This is a genomic window from Brevundimonas poindexterae (assembly GCF_020524625.1).
Classification (GTDB): Bacteria; Pseudomonadota; Alphaproteobacteria; order Caulobacterales; family Caulobacteraceae; genus Brevundimonas; species Brevundimonas poindexterae_A.
The window spans coordinates 1-17268 of the sequence record NZ_JAIVLL010000005.1; the positions used below are offsets into that span (position 1 = coordinate 1).

Sequence of the window (17268 nt, forward strand, 5' to 3'; positions counted from 1 at the left end):
CTCCCCGTCTCCGTCGCAGGAGAGGCGCCTCGGGACCCAGGCACTGAAGCGGCGGCGGGGGCCGGTCGAGCGGGACTGCCCGGGGCGAAACCCCGGGGTCCGGGGCGTTTCTGGGCGCTTCGCCCGTCGCGGGCCGAGAGACTGGGACCTGCTGTCGAACCGGGACAGGCGAGGTCGGGACCGCAAGCTTTTCGGCGCCCCGACCCCCGGCTGAAGAGACAGTCCCCCCAGGCGCTCGCGTGAACCGACCGGGGCAGCGCACAGGTCAGGTGCCGAAAAACACACACGCTCCCTAAGGCGAAAGCACGGGAGCACACGGTTCCGGGCCCCCGGCCCATGCGCCGCCCGCCTCTCCATCTCCTCTGCCGTGCGCGGCGAGAGGTGCTTTCGCGCGGCCGCATGTCGGTATGAGGCCGCAAGGGGCAGCCAAACCGTGCCGTCGCGCGTATCTACAGTCCCGATGATGCCGAGCCCGAGTTATTCCATGTCCCGTCGCGCCACGCTGGCGAGCCTGCTGGGCGGGCTGGCGGCTGCCTGTTCTCCGCTGGGGCTGCTGAACAGTCTGGGACCGCGCGATTCCGGGGCAAGGCGCGTCGCTCGCGACCTGCCCTATGGCGACGACCCGCGCCAGAAGATGGACCTCTATGCGCCGACCGGGGCCACCCCGGCGTCGCCGGTGCCGACACTGGTCTTCTTCTATGGCGGCGGCTGGGATTCCGGCTCCCGCGACGTCTACGGCTGGGCGGCGCAGGCGCTGGCGGCGAAGGGCTTTGTGGTGGCCCTGCCGGATTACCGGCTGGTGCCGGAGGTGCATTTCCCGGGCTTTGTCGAGGACGCGGCCCGGGCCACGGCCCGCGCGGCCGAACTGGTCCGGCCCCATGGCGGCGATGCCGGGCGACTGGGCGTTCTGGGCCATTCGGCGGGCGCCCATCTGGCCATGATGATCACGCTGGACAGGCGCTACATGGCCGCGGTGGACCGCCCGGACCTGATCAAGGCGGCCGCCGGTCTGGCGGGGCCGTATGAGTTCCTGCCCTTCGATGTGAAGGCCTCGGTCAATGCTTTCGGGCGGGCGCCTGACCCGACCCTGACCCAGCCGGTCACCTTTGCCCGGGCCGATGCGCCGCCGCTGTGGCTGGGCCATGGCACTGACGACACCGTGGTCCATGCCGAGGACACGCGGATACTGTGCGAGCGCATGGAGGAGGTGGGCGGCCCCTGCACCGCCCGTTTCTATGAAGGGCTGAACCACGCCGATCTGATCGCGACCTTCTCGCCCCTGTTCCGCAAGAAGGCGCCGGTGCTGGCCGAGGTGTCTGACTTTTTCCACCGGACCTTGGATCGCCCCGCCTGAGCGCGCACAGTGCCGCAAAGCTTTGCGGAGGTCCTGAGATGAAACGCCCCCTTGCCGCTGTGATCGCCCTGACCCTGCTGGTGGGCACCCCGGTCCTCGCGCAGGAGGCGGTGGAGCGCGCCGAGGCCGAGTACCTCGCGACCACGCCCCTGCCGTTCGATGCCCGCGACGAGGCCCGGGAGTGGCGCCTGTGGTGGGACGAGGCCGACCCGTCCGAACGCCCGGCCATGGAGGCCCAGCGGGTGACAGAACTGGAGGTCGCGACCTGGAAGGACCGGCAGCTGGCACGCTATGAGACTGACTTCGACAGTCTGGCGCGCACCTGTCCCGAGGGCGTGACGGATGTCTGTCGCATCGACGGCGCCGGCGTGATCATCGTGCCCGGCGACGAGGAGGCCGGCATACCGGCGCACCCCCTGTACTGGCAGCAGTTGAGGATGGGGGGCGAATGGGACATGCCCCGGGCGGCCGTGATCCTCTACACCCCCACGGCCGACGGACGGCTGAAAGCCGCGACCTGGGTCCAGACGGCCATTGTCCATGAGCCGCCGGTGGTGATCGAGGGACAGGGCGCCCTGTACGTCGCTGTGCCCGGCTATCATGACGGGACCGGGCATGCGAACGCCGACGTGCTGTTCCGCTGGACGCCGGAGGCCGACCGGCCCTTCAGCCAGATCGACATCACCTCCTGGAAGGAGGACCTGACGACCCGCCTGCCGACCGGGCTGGAGGTCTGGAAAGGGGTCGCCTATCGCTGGCCCTATCTGATGGCGGAAACGTCGCTGTGGCAGGCGAACGATGCCAACTGTTGCGCCAGCGGTGGCGAGGCCTGGATCGACTTCCGCATTGATGGCGACCGGTTGGCCATCGAGTGGCTGCAGGTCAATGACCGCGTTCTGCAGGCGGCCGAGACGACCCCGGCCGATATCCTGGCCTGGGCCGGCCGTCGGGTCGGCTGCGACCATTGGGCGGGGGAAGAACCCTATGATGCGGAGCGCGCCGCCATGATCGCGGAAGCGACCGCCCGGCTGAACTGTGAGGGGCTGGACGCCGATCAGGCGGCCCTGGTCGAAACCTATGCCGGGGATGAGGTGGCGCTGGCCCTGATCGAACGCGTGGCCGGTGCCGCGGCCCGGGAAGCGGGGGCGCCCTGAGGCGTCTCGCCAAGGTCATACTGTTCCGCTAGAGGAGGCCATGACAGAACATATGACTCCCGACGCGGTCCTCGACCGCCTTGAAACCCTGTATTCGAAATCGGTCGACACTCTGCGCCAGGCGGTGCGGGACTTCGTCGATCACGGCGCCCGACCGGATCCGGCCGCCCGGGCCGAGGGCCTGTTCGCCTATCCCGAGCTTCGCATCCGCTGGCACGGCGACCGCCCGCAGGACCTTCAGCCCCGCGCCTATGCCCGCCTGTCCAAGCAGGGCACCTATACGACCACCGTCACCCGGCCCGACCTGTTCCGCAACTATCTGCGGGAACAACTGACCCTGCTCGCCGACGAATATGACGCGACCTTCGAGGTCGGCCTGTCGCGGCAGGAGATCCCCTTCCCCTATGTGCTGGACGGGGCCGAGGTGGCCTTGGACCGGTCGATGACGGCCACCCTGGCGCGCTGGTTCCCGACGACAGAGCTGGCCCATATCGGCGACGAGATCGCCGACGGCCTGTTCGACACGACCGGGGACTTCCCGTTGTCGCACTTCGACGGGCTCCGGACCGACTTCTCGCTGGCGCGGCTGCGGCACTACACCGGCACGCCGGTCGATGACGTCCAGTCCTATGTGCTGTTCACCAACTACAACCGCTATGTCGACGAGTTCGTCAGCTGGGCCATCGCCGAGCTGAAACGCCCCGGCAGCCCCTATCAGACCCTGTCCTGCGCGGGCGGGGTGGTGATCACGCGCGACACGCCCGACCCCGAGGCTGCGATCAGCGACACGGCCTGGAAGAAGCACCAGATGCCCGCCTATCACCTGACGGCGCCGGGCGCGAAGGGCATCACCCTGGTCAACATCGGCGTCGGCCCCTCGAACGCCAAGACCATCACCGACCACCTGGCGGTCACCCGTCCGCACGTCTGGCTGATGATCGGTCACTGCGGCGGCCTGCGCGCCAGCCAGTCGATCGGCGACTATGTGCTGGCCCACGCCTATCTGCGCGACGACCATGTGCTGGACGCCGTCCTGCCGCCGGACATCCCCATCCCCTCGATCGCCGAGGTGCAGCGCGCCCTCTATGACGCGACCAAGTCGGTCAGCGGCATGCCCGGCGATCAGGTCAAGCTGCGGCTGCGCACCGGGACGGTGGTGACGACCGACGACCGGAACTGGGAGCTGCGCTACACGCGCTCGGCCCTACGCTTCAACCAGAGCCGGGCGGTCGCCATCGACATGGAGTCCGCCACCATCGCCGCCCAGGGCTATCGCTTCCGCGTGCCCTACGGGACCCTGCTGTGCGTGTCGGACAAGCCGCTGCACGGCGAGATCAAGCTGCCGGGGCAGGCCAACCGTTTCTATGAAGGGTCGATCTCGGAGCACCTGCAGATCGGCATCCAGACCGTCGACCTGCTGCGCGAGGAGGGCGAGCGCCTGCATTCGCGCAAGCTGCGCGCCTTCGACGAGCCGCCGTTCCGCTAGGGGGCGGGCTTGCGCATCAGCTGGAGCGCAAAGCCGGTATAGGGCCGGGCGAAGGTCAGGAAGGACCGGACCCGATCGGCGGTCGCCTCGATGTGCGGGCGCTCGATCCGGTCGGGATGGGCGGCGATCCACGCCCGGGCAGCGCGGTCCATGGTCTCGATATAGGTCTGCCAGGTCGCATCGTCGGCCACGTGCACATCGAGCACCTCCAGCCCGGCGGCCCCGGCGGCGGCGGTCCAGTCCTCCAGCGGCGTGCAGGCATTGGTCAGGGCCATGACCCGCGCCAGCGGTTCGGGCGGTTCTGCCGTCCAGAACAGGTCACCCCATACCAGCAGGCCACCGGGGGCCAGATGGTCGGCCAGCCGGCCAAAGGCCGCGTCGGGATGGCGATGGTCCTCGCCCACGGGATCGGTGGCCCCGATCGACAGGATCAGATCCTGCGGGGGCAGGTCCTCCAGCAGGGTCGGGGACTGCATGCGGCTGAGGGTGACCCGGTCCTCAAGGCCGGCCGCATTGATGCGTGACTGGGCCAGGGCGGCCACCGCCATGTCGACCTCGACGGCCTCGACCTGCATGTCGAAGTCTCGTGCCAGACAAAGGGCCAGGGCGGCATTGCCGGCCCCGATCTCGAGCGCCCGACCGCCCGCCTTCGGCTGTGCGGGCGCGAGGAAGGCGCGGAAGGTGTCGAGGGTCAGGGCGTTGCAGACCTCGATCGCCTCATAGGCCAGACAGTGGAAATTCATGCGCATGATGCAGCCCTAGCGTGCCGCTCCGCTTCGGTCATAAGAAAGCACTTTACATTACAAAGTGCATGCGCGATAAGGGGGGCAGACACACCCCACCAGGCGCCAAGGCGCAGGAGCGACAGGGCCATGCCCCAACAGACGACCACCCCCGAAGACGACATTGCCTACATCCGCGCCCTGGCCGAGGAGGGGCGCAACACCCCGGTGCTGGGCGGCGGCATCCTGATCACGGCCGGTGCCGTGTTCGGTCTGGCCTCTCTGGCCCATTACGCGGTCGACAGCGGGCTGCTCGACGTGGAGCCGGTGGCCTACGCCTGGATCTGGATCGGCGCCATGGTGATCTTCTTCCTCAGCCTGATCGGGCTGAAGTCGAAGCTGCGGGGCAAGCCGGGCGCCCGGTCGGCCGTGAACCGCGCCGTCGGGGCCGGCTGGATGGGCGTGGGGCTGGGCATCTTCGTCCTGGCCGTGTCGATCGCCATCCTCTCCTTCAAGCTGCAGAGCCCAGTGCCGACCCTGATCTTCCCCTCGCTGATCCTTGCTCTTTACGGCGCGGGATGGGCGGTATCGGCCACCATGTCGGGTCAGAAGTGGCAGTGGTGGCTGGCCATCGGCGGCTGGGCCGGAGCGCCGGCGATGGCGGCCCTGATCGGAACGCCCCTGCTGTGGCTGGGCTATGCGGCGGGTCTGGTGCTGCTGGCGCTCGTCCCGGGTCTGATCCTGGTGCGCCAGGAGCCGGCCGAGGTCATCTGATGGAAGACGGCTTCGACATCAATGAGATCGACGACGTCATCCACGGACGGGTTCGGCTGGGCATCATGGCCTATCTGTCCAGCGCGGGCATGGCCGACTTCAGCGACCTCAAGGCCCGGCTGAAGACCACGGACGGCAATCTTTCGGTCCACCTGCGCAAGCTGGAGGAGGCCGGCTTCGTCGAGATCACCAAACGCTTCGCCGGCCGAAAGCCCCTGACCGAGGCGCAACTGACCGACGCGGGGCGCAAGGCCTTCATGGCCTATCTGGACACCCTGTCGGCCCTGATCCCGCCCCGCTGAGATACGGGACGATCTGTCGGGGTGGCGCGGATCGGTCCCTGCGCTAAGAGGGGGCATGACCGACCGGATCAAGCGCTTCGAGGCGATCGATAATTTCCGTGACTTCGGCAACTATGCCGGGGGGATGGGCCGCCACATCCGGCCGGGCCACCTGTATCGCAGCGCCCATCAGGCGCGGGCGACCGAGGCGGATCTGGAGGCGCTGGGGGCGCTCGATCTTGGGCTTGTCGTGGATTTGCGCCGGCCGAGCGAACGGCGCGGCCAGCCCAGCCGCCGCCCGGCCGCCTTCGCCGCCCGGGTCATCGAGAGCGACCACGATGACGGCGGCGAGGCGCCCCACATCACCTTCCTGAAGACCGCCGACCTGACCGAAGAGTCCGGCCGGGCCTTCATGACCGACACCTATCGCCGCCTGCCGTTCGAGCCGTCCCACCTCGAGCTGTTCAGCCGCTACTTCGAGGCCTTGGCCGACAGCGACCGGCCCGTGCTGATCCATTGCGCGGCGGGCAAGGACCGGACGGGGCTGCTGGCCGCCCTGACCCACCATCTGCTGGGCGTCGCCGCCGATGACGTGATAGGCGACTATCTGCTGACCAACCAGGCGGTGGATCTGGAAGGTCAGGCCGGGTTCGTCGCCGAGCGCCTCAGGGCGATGACAGGCCGGACCGCCTCGCACGGCGCCGTGGTGGCCTTTCTGGGGGTGGAGCCGGCCTTTCTGGACGCAGCCTTCGCGGCCATTCGCGAGCGCCACGGATCCGTCGACGCCTATCTGGCGCAGGCTCTGGGCGTCGATGCCGACCGGCGCGACCGGATCGGCGCGCGCCTGTCTGCATGATCCGCGCCTTCACCGCCCGGGGCGAGCGGCGACTGGCCTGGCGCGATCCGCTCGACCTGATCGACGCCGTGGGGGCCCGCGAGGGCGCGCTCATCCTGTTCAGCGACGCCGGCGGGCGGGTGTTGATGACGGCAGAGCCGGACGCCACCCGCGAGATCACCGACGACCCGGATGCCGTTTCGGCCCTGCTCGGGGATCCGGCCTGGAGTGAGGGGGCCATCCAGCTGCTGTCCTATGACGGGGGCGCCCGCGTCGCGACCGGGGCCCGCCCGACCGTATGGCCGGACCTGATGGCCGCGCGCTATCCGGCCTGGCTGGTGTTCGAGCCGGAGACGCAGACGCTGAAGGCCGTGAGCTATGGGACGGCAGAGGCCGACGTCGATGACGCACTGGACCGGGCCGAGGGCTGGCTGGCCGATGCCGGAAAGGCCTGCAACGTGACCTGTCCGCTGTCCACGGGCTTCGAGGCCGAGGCTGACGAGGAGACCTATCGCGCGGCTGTGGCGGACGTTGTCGAGCGCATCGGCCAGGGCGAGATCTTTCAGGCCAATATCGCCCGGGGCTGGCGGGGCCGCCTGCGGGCGGATGCCGATCCGCTTGAGGTGTTCCGCCGACTGGTGACGGCCAGTCCGGCGCCCTATGCCGCCTTCTGGCGGCAGGGAGGCCGGGCGCTGGTCTCGAACTCTCCCGAACTGTTCCTGACCCTGCGGTCGCGACAGGTCGAGACCCGGCCGATCAAGGGCACCCGGCCCCGGCGTGCGGATCCCGATCAGGATGCCGGCGAGGTCGCGGACCTGCGATCGTCGGTCAAGGACCGGGCCGAGAACCTGATGATCGTCGACCTGATGCGGAACGATCTGGCGCGGGTGTGCGAGCCGGCCTCGGTCCGGGTGGGTGCCCTGTTCGCGCTCGAGTCCTATGCCAATGTGCACCATCTGGTCTCGACGGTATCCGGCCGGCTGGCGGAGGGCGCGACCGCCGGGGATCTGTTGGCGGCGACCTTCCCGCCCGGCTCGATCACGGGCGCGCCCAAGCATCAGGCCATGAAGGTGATCGCCGCCCATGAGCCGCCGCGCGGGCCGTGGTGCGGGTCGCTGGTCCTGCGCGAGGGGGCCGACAGCCTGACGGCGTCGGTCCTGATCCGCACCCTGGCCCTCACCCTTGAGGAGGGCGCCTGGCACTGGCGGACGCAGGCAGGAGCGGGGATTGTCGCCGACAGCGATCCGGTTGCAGAGGCGGCGGAGGTGCTGGCCAAGATCTCGGCCATCCGTCACGCCCTGACCGGGGCCTAGGGCAGGATCACGACCTTCTCGACCGTGCGCGGCCGCAGATAGAAGGTGTGCGAGAACCGGGTGACGCCCGGCATCATATAGTCGACCGGGGAGTCATAGTCGTAGGTCGACTCGGACATGACGACGCTTTCGCCAACCTCGATCAAGCCGTTCGGCACGGTGATGGTGCTGCCGACCGCGCGCGCGGCCATGCCGTGGCCCCGGCTCCAGTCGATGCGCACCGTGGTGCCATTGATGCGGGTCGCGCTGGACACCCGCATGTTGAGCGGCGAGGCCGAGAAGGGCGCCATGATCAGTTCGCCGATCTCGAAGACGTCATCGATCTCGCCGCCGGTGATGCCTTCGCGCTGGGCGATCAGGTCGGCGACCATGGCGGCCGAGTGGCTGGCCCGCTTCTGCGCCATATAGCCCTGGCAGAATTCCGCGAGGCCGAAGTAGAAAAAGATCATGACGGGCGCCAGCATGGCGAACTCGACCGCAGACACGCCGCGTCGGTCAGACCCCAGCCGCCGCCAGGGGCGCAGGTGCCGCATGATCCCGCCCCCGCTCATTGCCAGGGCTCGTTCCGGAAGGCGGTGGTCGCGGTCAGGATCGCCTTGCCGTCCCCCATCCGCGACAGGCCCTGCGACAGGAAGGGGGTGAACAGGCTGTGGCGGTACCAGGCCCGGACCAGCATCAGACTGCCGGGATCACCGTTGTCATAGCCGAGGCCCGCCTCGCTGAAGGTGCCCCCTGTCGTCGGATCCGGCGGATTGGGATTGGTGAACTGGGGGATTTCGCGCACGTCGATCGTGACCTTGGCCATGCAGTCACCCGAGAAGATGCTCATGCGCTGGCACATGGCGGTCTTGAACTGGCCAGCGGTGAAGCCCTGGCTATTGGCCTGACCGGTGCGCACCAGGCGGCCCGTCTCGATGGTGGCGTTCTCGAGCACCGAGTCGAGCACGAAGACAAAGGCCAGTTCGAGCACGGCGAACATCATGAAGAAGAAGGGCGCGGCGACCATGGCGAATTCGACTGCGGTCGAGCCGCGCCGCTCGGCCGCAAAGCGGGCCAGGGCCTTTCGGGGTCGCATGGCCCTCAGCATGGATCAGGGCGTGCCGGTGGAGCGCTGGGTGGGAGAGCAGGTCGAGCCGCAGGCCATCTCGGTCACCTGACCGCCCCGCCACACGCGCACGCGGCCCTCGTCACCGGCGCTGACGATGATCTGGCTCTGGAACAGGGTGCGGCCGATGCTGTCGACGGCGACAATCTCGGTGATGCCGTAGCCCTTGCCGGTCACATAGAGGGTGTTGGCGTCCACCACGGTAATGTCGGCGATCTGCGGATTGCCGACGATCACCGAGCCGGCGGGGGCGCGCAGCTGGATACGGGCGGTCTGGTCGATATCGACGCGCAGCGAGTCCTGGGCCAGCGCGGGCGTGGCGAGGGCGGCGCCGAAGACTGCCGCAGCGGCGATCATCAGGGTCTTGGCCATTCGACGGAACATGGGGCGATCAGCCTTCCACTTTTCACAACGGGCGCGCGGGGTGCGCACGCGTATGTGCACACGGAATCCTCAAGAAAGGCTGAAGGGGCGTTGCCTGTGTTTCTCATAGTAAACGCGATGGTAACTATGAATATTCGCGCCAAATCCGTTCACTTTACTTGTCCTTAAGCCGTTTGGGGCAGGATGAGCGTGTAAGGGGGTCAAGCGGGCATAACCGAAGACCCTGATGGTGCAACTGTTAGCTCGCTCAAGAAAAAGGACTATCCAATGACCAAGTTCATCTCGCGTTTTGCCCAGGACGAATCCGGCGCCACGGCCATCGAGTACGGCCTGATCGCGGCCCTGATCGCCGTCGTCATCATCTCGGCCGTGACCGCGCTCGGCACGACCATCAAGACCAAGTTCAATGCCGTCGTGACCGGCATGGGCGGAACCGCCGGCGCCTAAGCCGACCGTCTTGAAAACCGCAGGGGGGCCGGGGCAGCGATGCTCCGGCCCCTTTCGCTTGTGGACGGTCGTTGAATAAAATCACAGTAAATGGCCAAATAACCATTACTTTCGACGGCCTCTTAACTCAGGCGCCCTAGGGTGATCGTGCAATCAGGGGGCCGCGCGGGCGACCGTCTCCCCCGTTTCTGCCCGCCAAGGACTGATCAAGAGGATATCCATGACCAAGTTCATCTCGCGTTTTGCCCAGGACGAATCCGGCGCCACGGCCATTGAGTACGGCCTGATCGCGGCCCTGATCGCCGTCGTCATCATTTCGGCCGTGACCGCGCTCGGCACGACCATCAAGACCAAGTTCAATGCCGTCGTGACCGGCATGGGCGGAACCGCCGGCGCCTAAGCCGACCGTCCTGAAAACCGCAGAAGGGCCGGGGCAGCGATGCTCCGGCCCTTTTTCGTTGCGCGACGCCCGGGTCGGGCAACGTCGTTTTAACGCGTGGATGGCAAGGATGACGGCATGGACACACTGACCCTGACGCTTCTGGCCTGTCTGCCGGCCCTGGTCATCATCGCGGGCCTCAAGGACCTGACGTCGATGACCATTCCGAACTGGATCTCGCTGATCCTGATCGGGGCCTTCTTTCCCGCGGCCTGGGCCGTGGGACTGCCGCTGCCGACGGTCGCCGCCCATGTCGGCGTCGCATTGCTGGCCCTGTTTGTCGGCGCGGGCATGTTCGCCCTGCGCTGGATCGGCGGCGGGGATGCCAAGCTGATGGCGGCTTCCTGCCTGTGGCTGGGCGTGACCGGGTCGGGCTACTTCCTGTTGTGGACCGGCATCGCCGGGGGTCTGTTCTGTCTGGCCCTGATCTTTGCCCGCTTCCATGCGCGGCCGTATCTGTCGGGCGTGCCCGGCTGGGTGTCGGAGTTGATGCAGCCCAAGGGCGACATTCCCTATGGCGTGGCCATCGCGGCCGGCGCCCTGCTGGCCTATCCGGCCAGCACCATGATCGAGCGGTTCGCCGCCGGCTTCTGAGCAAAAGGTCTTCCGGAATCCGCGTTTAGGGGTGCGTTAACTCCGACCCTCCATGGTCGTTAACGCTTGGGTGGTCTGGCCTGTGATTCGGTCGGCCGCTCGCCGCTGGAGACCGTGGATGAAACCCGCCCGCATCATCGTGATCTGTGTCGCGGCCGTTTCTGCGATCGGCCTGGCGCTGGTCGTGCGCGCCATGGGCTCGTCCTCGGGACAGCCGACCACGCCCGCCGCCGCCGAGGCCCCCGCCGAACCCCAGGAACCCATGGCCAAGGTTCTGGTCGCGGCCCGCGATCTGGAGCCCGGCAGCCGACTGGCCGCCGCCGACATGGTCTGGAAGGACTGGGCGATCAGCGCCGTGGACGCCAGCTATGTGACCGACGGCACCGTCCCCATCCCCTCGCAGGGTCAGGTGGCGCCCGCGCGCGACAAGCCCGACGGCGCCGTCGCCCGGGTGGCGCGCGCGGCGACCGAAGTGGTGACCCAGGCCTCGAAATCGGACTTCGTCGGTTCGGTCGTGCGCGAACCCATTCTGGCCGGAGAGCCGATCGTGGCGCGCAAGGTCGTGCCGGCCGGCGACAGCGGCTATATGGCCGCCTATCTCGAGCCCGGCATGCGCGCCATGGCGATCCGCGTGACGGTCGAGACCGCCGCCGGCGGCTTCATCCTGCCCGGCGACCGGGTGGATGTGCTGCTCACCCGCGAGACGACGCTCGGCAATATGGGCGCCCAGGAAGGCGACCGCCCGCGCTTCACCTCCTCGACCGTGCTGGTCAACGTCAAGGTTCTGGCCATCGATCAGGCCACCCGCGTCTCGGACAATGAACAGGCCGTGGTCGGTGCGACCGCGACGCTGGAAGTCCGCCCCGGCGATGCCGAGGCCCTCGCGCTCGCCAAGTCGGAGGGCGAGCTGAGCCTGGTCCTGCGCTCCTATGCCGACACCGGCGGTCCCTCGGGCCGCACGGGCGCCGTGGCCACGGCCCAGGGCGGGTCGGTGCGGGTCTATCGCGGCGGTGAAACCGAAGTGGTGGTGGTCCAATGAGCCGTCTCACACAGATTGTCCGACAGGGGGCTGCGGCCCTCGTGGCCCTGTCCATGGTGACGGTCGGCCTGCCCCTGCCCGTGCAAACCGCGCAGGCCCAGAGCCGCGAAGTGGTGACCATGGGCACTGGCACCCGTCTGGTCAGCCTGCCGCGCGGGACGTCGATGGCGGTCGACCTGCCCAATGACGCGCGCGACGTCATCGTCTCCAATCCGGCGGTGGCCGAGGCAGTGCTGCATTCGCCGCGCCGCATCACCATCATCGGTCTGGCCCCGGGCGAGACGGATGCCGTCTTCCTCGATGCGGCCGGTCGCTCCATCCTGACCCTGCGGATCCGCGTCGATGCCGGCGTCAGCGCGCTTCAGGACACGCTCAGCCGCGTGCTGCCCGGCACTGACGTGCGGGCCGAGGCCGTCAATGACCGCATCCTGCTGACCGGCACGGTCTCCAGCCCCGGCGAGGCCGATCGCGTGACCCAGATCGCGGCAGCCTTCGTCGACGCGCCCGAGAAGATCATCAACATGATGACGATCACCGGTTCGGACCAGGTGATGGTGCGCGCCCGGGTGATCGAGGTGCAGCGCACCGCGGTCAAGCAGCTGGGTCTGGACGTGACCGCCATTCTGGACACGGTGGGCGACGGTCTGCAGCTGACAAACTCGGCGACCTTCGGCGTGTCCGGCAGCCAGCTGGGTGGCGGCAACCTGCGCTACACCGACGCCAACAACGACGGCGAAGGCATGACCGGCACTATCCGCGCCTTCGAGCGCGCGGGTCTGGTGCGGGTGCTGGCCGAACCCAATGCCACCTCGGTCTCGGGCGAGAATGCCGAATTCCTGGCCGGTGGCGAATTCCCTGTGCCGGTCGGGCGCGACGACCGCGGCAATATCCTGATCGAGTTCAAGCCCTACGGCGTGCGGCTGGCCTTCCGGCCGATCGTGCTGTCGGGCGGACGCATCTCGCTGCAGCTGTCGACCGAGGTGTCGGAACTGACCACCTCGGGCGCCTTTACGCTCGGCGGGACCGCCGACAATGCCTTGGTCATCCCGGCCCTGAACGTGCGTCGCGCCTCCTCAACCGTCGAACTGCCCTCGGGCGGGTCGCTGATGATCGCGGGCCTGCTGCGCGAGGACACCCGCCAGAACCTGGACCAGCTTCCGGTGCTGGGTGACATCCCCGTGGCCGGCGGCCTGTTCCGCTCGCGGGACTATCTGTCGAACGAGACCGAGCTGGTGATCATCCTCGAGGCCTACATCGTCTCGCCGACCAGTCCGGACCGGCTGCAGACCCCGGCGGACGGGATCGCCATCGCGGGCGACGCCTCGACCCTGTTGTTCGGCCAGCTGACCCGCACCTATGGCCCGCCGCGCCAGACCGGCGACGAGGCCCCGGCCCGCTGGGTCGGTCCCGTCGGCTATGTGATCGAATGAGGACGGAGACGATGCCCCGCACCCCCCGCACCCTCGCTGTTCTGGCCGCTACTGCGGCGGCGCTGGCCCTCTCCGCCTGTGGCGGCGCCGGGGCCGGTGGCGTGCGCCCGCTGACGCCCGTCTCGCAGTACTACATGCAGGTCGAGCCCGGCATCGACCGCATCGCCCTGGCCGTCCACGACCAGGGCATGTCTGCCAATCAGTCTGCGGCCATCGACGCCATGGTCCAGCGCTACTGGGCCACGGGCACCGGCGGCGTGTTTGTCCAGGCCCCCGGCATCGGCGATGCGGTGACGGCCGACATGGCCTGGTCGATCCGCTCGGCCCTGATCGCGCGCGGGATTCCGGAAGGCCGGATCCGCATGGAGGGCTATGACGCCCCGGACGCCCGGGCGCCGGTGCTGATCGGTTTTGACACCGTCCAGGCGGTGATCCCGAACTGTGCAGCCGTGAACAGTGCGGGGCGCCCACGCTATTCCAACGCCCCGTCGCCCGGCCTCGGCTGTGCGGTGACCGCCAATATGGCCGCCCAGATCGACGATCCGCGCGACATCGTGCGGCCGCGCGCCATGACGCCCGCCGACTCGGGCCGGGCCGCCGTCGTCTTCCAGAACTACCGGGCCGGCGAGCCCACCTCGGCCCCGCAGGACGAGCTGGTCAGCGGTCGTATCGCGCGAGCGGTGGAATAGGGGCCCGATGAACGCCGCAGCCTTTCCCCGACCTGAAGACGCCTTCGACGCGGATCTGGACGATGCCTTCGATCTGGACATGAGCTATGCCCGGCCGGGCGAGGCCGCGCCCGCGCCTGCCGCCCAACGGTCTGAGCCTCGGCCGTCGCATGAGCCGCTGCAGTTCACCGCGCCGATCGGCAGCGAACCGGCCGGCTTTCCGTCGACGCCCGCGCCGGCCGCCTTCCCGTCTGAGCCTGAGACCTTCAATCCGGTGGGCGAGCTGGTGGCCGGGGCCTCGGCTGCGCTCGCTCCCATTGAGTCGGCCCTGCCCGAAATCGCCTCGACGACCGGCTATGGCCAGCCCGATCCCTCGGGTGTATCGATCCCGCGCATCGCCATCCATGTGTTTGCCGAGCGTCAGGACACGCTGGCCGCCGCCGACCGGGCGGGCAAGGACCGGCGCATGTCGCGCGCCACCACCCACATCCGCGTGGGCGGCATTCCGGCGGCCATCGAGACCTACGCGAACGAGCCGACCCCGCCGCTGATCATCGTCGAATGCCTCAAGGACCCGCATTCCCTGCTGGCCGAGATCGACGCCCTGGCCGAGGTCTGCGACGCCGGCACCAAGGTGGTGGTGATCGGCGCCACCAATGACATCCTGCTGTTCCGCGAACTGATGCGCCGGGGGGTCAGCGAATATCTGGTCGCGCCGTTGCAGCCGCTGCAGCTGATCGCCGCGATCGGCGGACTGTTCTCGGACCCGGCCCAGCCGTTCGTCGGTCGCTCGATCGCCTTCGTCGGAGCCCGCGGCGGGACGGGGGCCTCCTCCATCGCGCACAACACCGCCTATGCGATGAGCGAGCGGATCGGCGCCAATACAGTGATCGTCGACTACGACCTGCCGTTCGGCACGGCCGGGCTGGACTTTAACCAGGACCCCCTGAACGGCGTGGCCGATGCGCTGAGCCAGCCGGACCGACTGGACGCCACCCTGCTGGACCGGATGATGGTGCGCTGCACGGACAAGCTCAGCCTGTTCGCTGCGCCCGCCACGCTCGACACCGACTGGGACATCTCGGTCGAGGCGTTCGAGGAAGTCACCACCCGGATCCGCTCGACCGCGCCGTTCGTGGTGCTGGACCTGCCGCACATCTGGAGCGGCTGGATGCGCCGCAGCCTGATCTCGGCGGACGAGGTCGTCGTGGTGGCCACGCCCGATCTGGCGTCGCTGCGCAATGCCAAGAACATGATCGACCTGATCCGTCAGGGCCGCCCCAATGACGCGCCGCCGCGGCTGGTGCTCAATCAGGTCGGCGTGCCTGGACGTCCCGAAATTCCGGCCAAGGACTTTGGCGCGGCGCTGGGAGTCCACCCCAGTCTGGTCATTCCGTTCGAGCCCAAGGTGTTCGGCACGGCGGCCAATAACGGCCAGATGGTTCTGGACCTGAACGACAAGTCCAAGTCTGCCGCCGCCTTCCAGACCCTGGCCCAGATCGTGTCGTGCCGGGAACTGCCGGTCGTGGCCGGGCCGAAGGCCAAGGCCAAGGGCGGCTCGTTGTTCGGCAATCTGTTCAAGAAGGGCTGACCGCTCCGGTGTTTGGCAAGCGCACACAGTCAGTGGCTCCGGGTGGTGCGGCTCCCGCGCAGCCCGCCCCTGCGCCTGCGCCCCAGCCGGCCGCCAAGGCGCCCCAGCCGGGCATCCAGACCGAGGCCTTCGCCTTCGGCTTTGACGGCGACGACGCGCCGATGCCGCCCGCCTCCGACGCGGTTGCCCCGGCCGGCGGCCTGGACCAGGCGGATCGACTGGAGGCTCTGGCCGCCCGCCCCAAACCGCGCCCCGACGCCCGCGCCACATCGCCCGCGCCCGAGGCGCCCCGGCCCAAGGGCCCGGGACCGCGTGCCACCCCGGCCTTCGAACAGATGAAGAAGGTGCAGTCGGTCACCGAAATCGTTCGGGAGCAGTCCGACTATTATCACGCGACGAAGACGACCATCTTCAATGCGTTGATGAATACCATCGACCTGTCGCAGCTGGCCCAGCTGGACCAGAAGGCGGCGTCGGAGGAAATCCGCGACATCGTTGCCGAACTGGTGGCGATCAAGAACGTCTCCATGTCGGTGGCCGAGCAGGAGCACCTGGTCCAGGACATCGTCAATGATGTGCTCGGCTATGGCCCGCTGGAGCCGCTGCTGGCCCGCGACGACATCGCCGACATCATGGTCAATGGCGCCGGCCGGGTGTTCATCGAGGTCGGCGGCAAGGTGCAGCTGACCAACGTCCGCTTCCGCGACAATGCCCAGCTGATGAACATCTGCCAGCGGATCGTGTCGCAGGTCGGCCGCCGCGTGGATGAGTCCAGCCCGATCTGTGACGCCCGCCTGCCCGACGGCTCGCGCGTCAACGTCATCGCCCCGCCGCTGGCCATTGACGGCGCGACCCTGACGATCCGGAAGTTCAAGAAAGACAAGCTGACGATGAAGAATCTGGTGGAGTTCGCCTCCATCAGTCCCGAGGGCGCGCGCGTCCTGGGCGTCATCGGCGCGTCGCGATGCAATCTGGTCATCTCTGGCGGCACGGGCTCGGGCAAGACGACCCTGCTCAATACCCTGACGGCCTTCATCGACCCGACCGAACGGGTCATCACCTGCGAGGATGCGGCCGAACTGCAACTGCAGCAGCCGCACGTGGTGCGCCTTGAAACGCGGCCGCCGAACCTTGAGGGACAGGGCCAGATCACCATGCGTGATCTGGTCAAGAACTGTCTGCGGATGCGCCCCGAGCGGATCATCGTCGGCGAGGTCCGGGGCCCGGAGGCGTTCGACCTGCTGCAGGCCATGAACACCGGCCACGACGGCTCGATGGGCACGCTGCACGCCAACAGCCCGCGCGAGGCCATCAGCCGGATGGAGTCCATGATCACCATGGGCGGCTACGGCCTGCCGTCCAAGACCATCCGCGAGATGATCGTCGGATCGGTCGATGTGATCATCCAGGCCGCGCGCCTGCGCGACGGCTCACGCCGCATCACCCACATCACCGAGGTGGTCGGGCTGGAGGGCGATGTGATCGTCACCCAGGACCTGTTCGTCTACGAGATCACCGGCGAGGACGAGAACGGCAAGATCATCGGCCGCCACCGCTCGACCGGCATCGCCCGTCCCCGCTTCTGGGATCGCGCCCGCTACTACGGCCTGGAGCGCGAGCTGGCCGAAGCCCTCGACGCGGCGGAGTAGGGC

The 17268-nt window shown here is 68.5% G+C and carries 19 protein-coding genes; 15 read left to right on the plus strand and 4 right to left on the minus strand.

Going from position 1 to position 17268, the window contains the following annotated elements:
* The first annotated feature begins 484 nt into the window (after positions 1-484).
* Genes LC068_RS12755 through LC068_RS12765 form a run of 3 tightly spaced genes read left to right on the plus strand, consistent with a single transcriptional unit; the run spans position 485 to position 3994 of the window.
* The gene (locus tag LC068_RS12755) at positions 485-1354 is read left to right on the plus strand and encodes an alpha/beta hydrolase (protein WP_226637779.1); all 870 of its coding nucleotides are present in this window, start codon (positions 485-487) and stop codon (positions 1352-1354) included.
* 38 nt (positions 1355-1392) lie between these two features.
* On the plus strand, positions 1393-2508 hold the full coding sequence (locus LC068_RS12760) for a hypothetical protein (RefSeq protein ID WP_226637780.1): 1116 nt from the start codon (positions 1393-1395) through the stop codon (positions 2506-2508).
* Positions 2509-2548: 40 nt separating this feature from the next.
* Positions 2549-3994 carry an AMP nucleosidase gene (locus LC068_RS12765; protein WP_226637782.1) on the plus strand — a complete coding sequence of 482 codons (1446 nt, stop codon included), beginning with the start codon at positions 2549-2551 and terminating at the stop codon, positions 3992-3994.
* Here LC068_RS12765 and LC068_RS12770 read toward each other — a convergent pair.
* Positions 3991-4743, minus strand: coding sequence for an SAM-dependent methyltransferase (locus tag LC068_RS12770; RefSeq protein ID WP_226637784.1), 753 nt, complete (start codon positions 4741-4743; stop codon positions 3991-3993). The genes LC068_RS12765 and LC068_RS12770 overlap by 4 nt on opposite strands.
* A 123-nt stretch (positions 4744-4866) precedes the next feature.
* Here LC068_RS12770 and LC068_RS12775 point away from each other — a divergent pair, with 123 nt between their 5' ends.
* The 4 genes from LC068_RS12775 to LC068_RS12790 are packed head-to-tail and all read left to right on the plus strand — an operon-like array spanning position 4867 to position 7919.
* Complete coding sequence (locus LC068_RS12775) at positions 4867-5490, plus strand: hypothetical protein (protein WP_226637786.1); 624 nt, start codon at positions 4867-4869, stop codon at positions 5488-5490.
* The gene (locus LC068_RS12780; RefSeq protein ID WP_226637787.1) at positions 5490-5792 is read left to right on the plus strand and encodes a winged helix-turn-helix domain-containing protein; all 303 of its coding nucleotides are present in this window, start codon (positions 5490-5492) and stop codon (positions 5790-5792) included. Before LC068_RS12775 ends, LC068_RS12780 begins: the two co-directional genes overlap by 1 nt.
* A 55-nt stretch (positions 5793-5847) precedes the next feature.
* Positions 5848-6627: a tyrosine-protein phosphatase gene (locus LC068_RS12785; RefSeq protein ID WP_226637788.1), complete on the plus strand. Its 780-nt coding sequence runs from the start codon at positions 5848-5850 to the stop codon at positions 6625-6627.
* Positions 6624-7919: an anthranilate synthase component I family protein gene (locus tag LC068_RS12790; RefSeq protein ID WP_226637789.1), complete on the plus strand. Its 1296-nt coding sequence runs from the start codon at positions 6624-6626 to the stop codon at positions 7917-7919. The genes LC068_RS12785 and LC068_RS12790 overlap by 4 nt, the downstream gene beginning before the upstream one ends.
* Here the strand turns inward: LC068_RS12790 and LC068_RS12795 are convergent.
* From LC068_RS12795 to LC068_RS12805, 3 genes are read right to left on the minus strand one after another with little or no spacing between them, the layout of a single operon-like run.
* Positions 7916-8452 (minus strand): TadE/TadG family type IV pilus assembly protein, encoded by a 537-nt coding sequence (locus LC068_RS12795; protein ID WP_226637790.1) that lies wholly within the window; start codon positions 8450-8452, stop codon positions 7916-7918. The genes LC068_RS12790 and LC068_RS12795 overlap by 4 nt on opposite strands.
* A gap of 14 nt (positions 8453-8466) precedes the next feature.
* Positions 8467-8994, minus strand: a complete 528-nt coding sequence (locus LC068_RS12800; protein ID WP_226637791.1) for a TadE/TadG family type IV pilus assembly protein — start codon at positions 8992-8994, stop codon at positions 8467-8469.
* Between the two features lie 15 nt (positions 8995-9009).
* Complete coding sequence (locus tag LC068_RS12805) at positions 9010-9408, minus strand: pilus assembly protein N-terminal domain-containing protein (protein ID WP_226637792.1); 399 nt, start codon at positions 9406-9408, stop codon at positions 9010-9012.
* A gap of 267 nt (positions 9409-9675) precedes the next feature.
* On the opposite strand from LC068_RS12805, the gene LC068_RS12810 reads away from it, so the two are divergent.
* The 8 genes from LC068_RS12810 (at position 9676) to LC068_RS12845 (ending at position 17265) form a co-directional block, all read left to right on the plus strand.
* The gene (locus LC068_RS12810) at positions 9676-9855 is read left to right on the plus strand and encodes a Flp family type IVb pilin (RefSeq protein ID WP_123288020.1); all 180 of its coding nucleotides are present in this window, start codon (positions 9676-9678) and stop codon (positions 9853-9855) included.
* A gap of 220 nt (positions 9856-10075) precedes the next feature.
* Positions 10076-10255 (plus strand): Flp family type IVb pilin, encoded by a 180-nt coding sequence (locus LC068_RS12815; RefSeq protein WP_123288020.1) that lies wholly within the window; start codon positions 10076-10078, stop codon positions 10253-10255.
* 117 nt (positions 10256-10372) lie between these two features.
* Entirely contained in the window at positions 10373-10888 is a 516-nt protein-coding gene (locus LC068_RS12820) for an A24 family peptidase (protein WP_226637794.1), read from the plus strand.
* Positions 10889-11006: 118 nt separating this feature from the next.
* Positions 11007-11927, plus strand: coding sequence for a Flp pilus assembly protein CpaB (gene cpaB, locus LC068_RS12825; RefSeq protein ID WP_226637796.1), 921 nt, complete (start codon positions 11007-11009; stop codon positions 11925-11927).
* The gene (locus tag LC068_RS12830) at positions 11924-13357 is read left to right on the plus strand and encodes a type II and III secretion system protein family protein (protein ID WP_226637798.1); all 1434 of its coding nucleotides are present in this window, start codon (positions 11924-11926) and stop codon (positions 13355-13357) included. Before cpaB ends, LC068_RS12830 begins: the two co-directional genes overlap by 4 nt.
* Before the next feature lie 11 nt (positions 13358-13368).
* Positions 13369-14046, plus strand: a complete 678-nt coding sequence (locus LC068_RS12835; protein ID WP_226637800.1) for a CpaD family pilus assembly lipoprotein — start codon at positions 13369-13371, stop codon at positions 14044-14046.
* Between the two features lie 7 nt (positions 14047-14053).
* Positions 14054-15616, plus strand: coding sequence for a cellulose synthase operon protein YhjQ/BcsQ (locus tag LC068_RS12840; protein WP_319002522.1), 1563 nt, complete (start codon positions 14054-14056; stop codon positions 15614-15616).
* A 161-nt stretch (positions 15617-15777) separates the two neighbouring features.
* Positions 15778-17265 carry a CpaF family protein gene (locus LC068_RS12845; RefSeq protein ID WP_264182432.1) on the plus strand — a complete coding sequence of 496 codons (1488 nt, stop codon included), beginning with the start codon at positions 15778-15780 and terminating at the stop codon, positions 17263-17265.
* Positions 17266-17268: the final 3 nt, after the last annotated feature.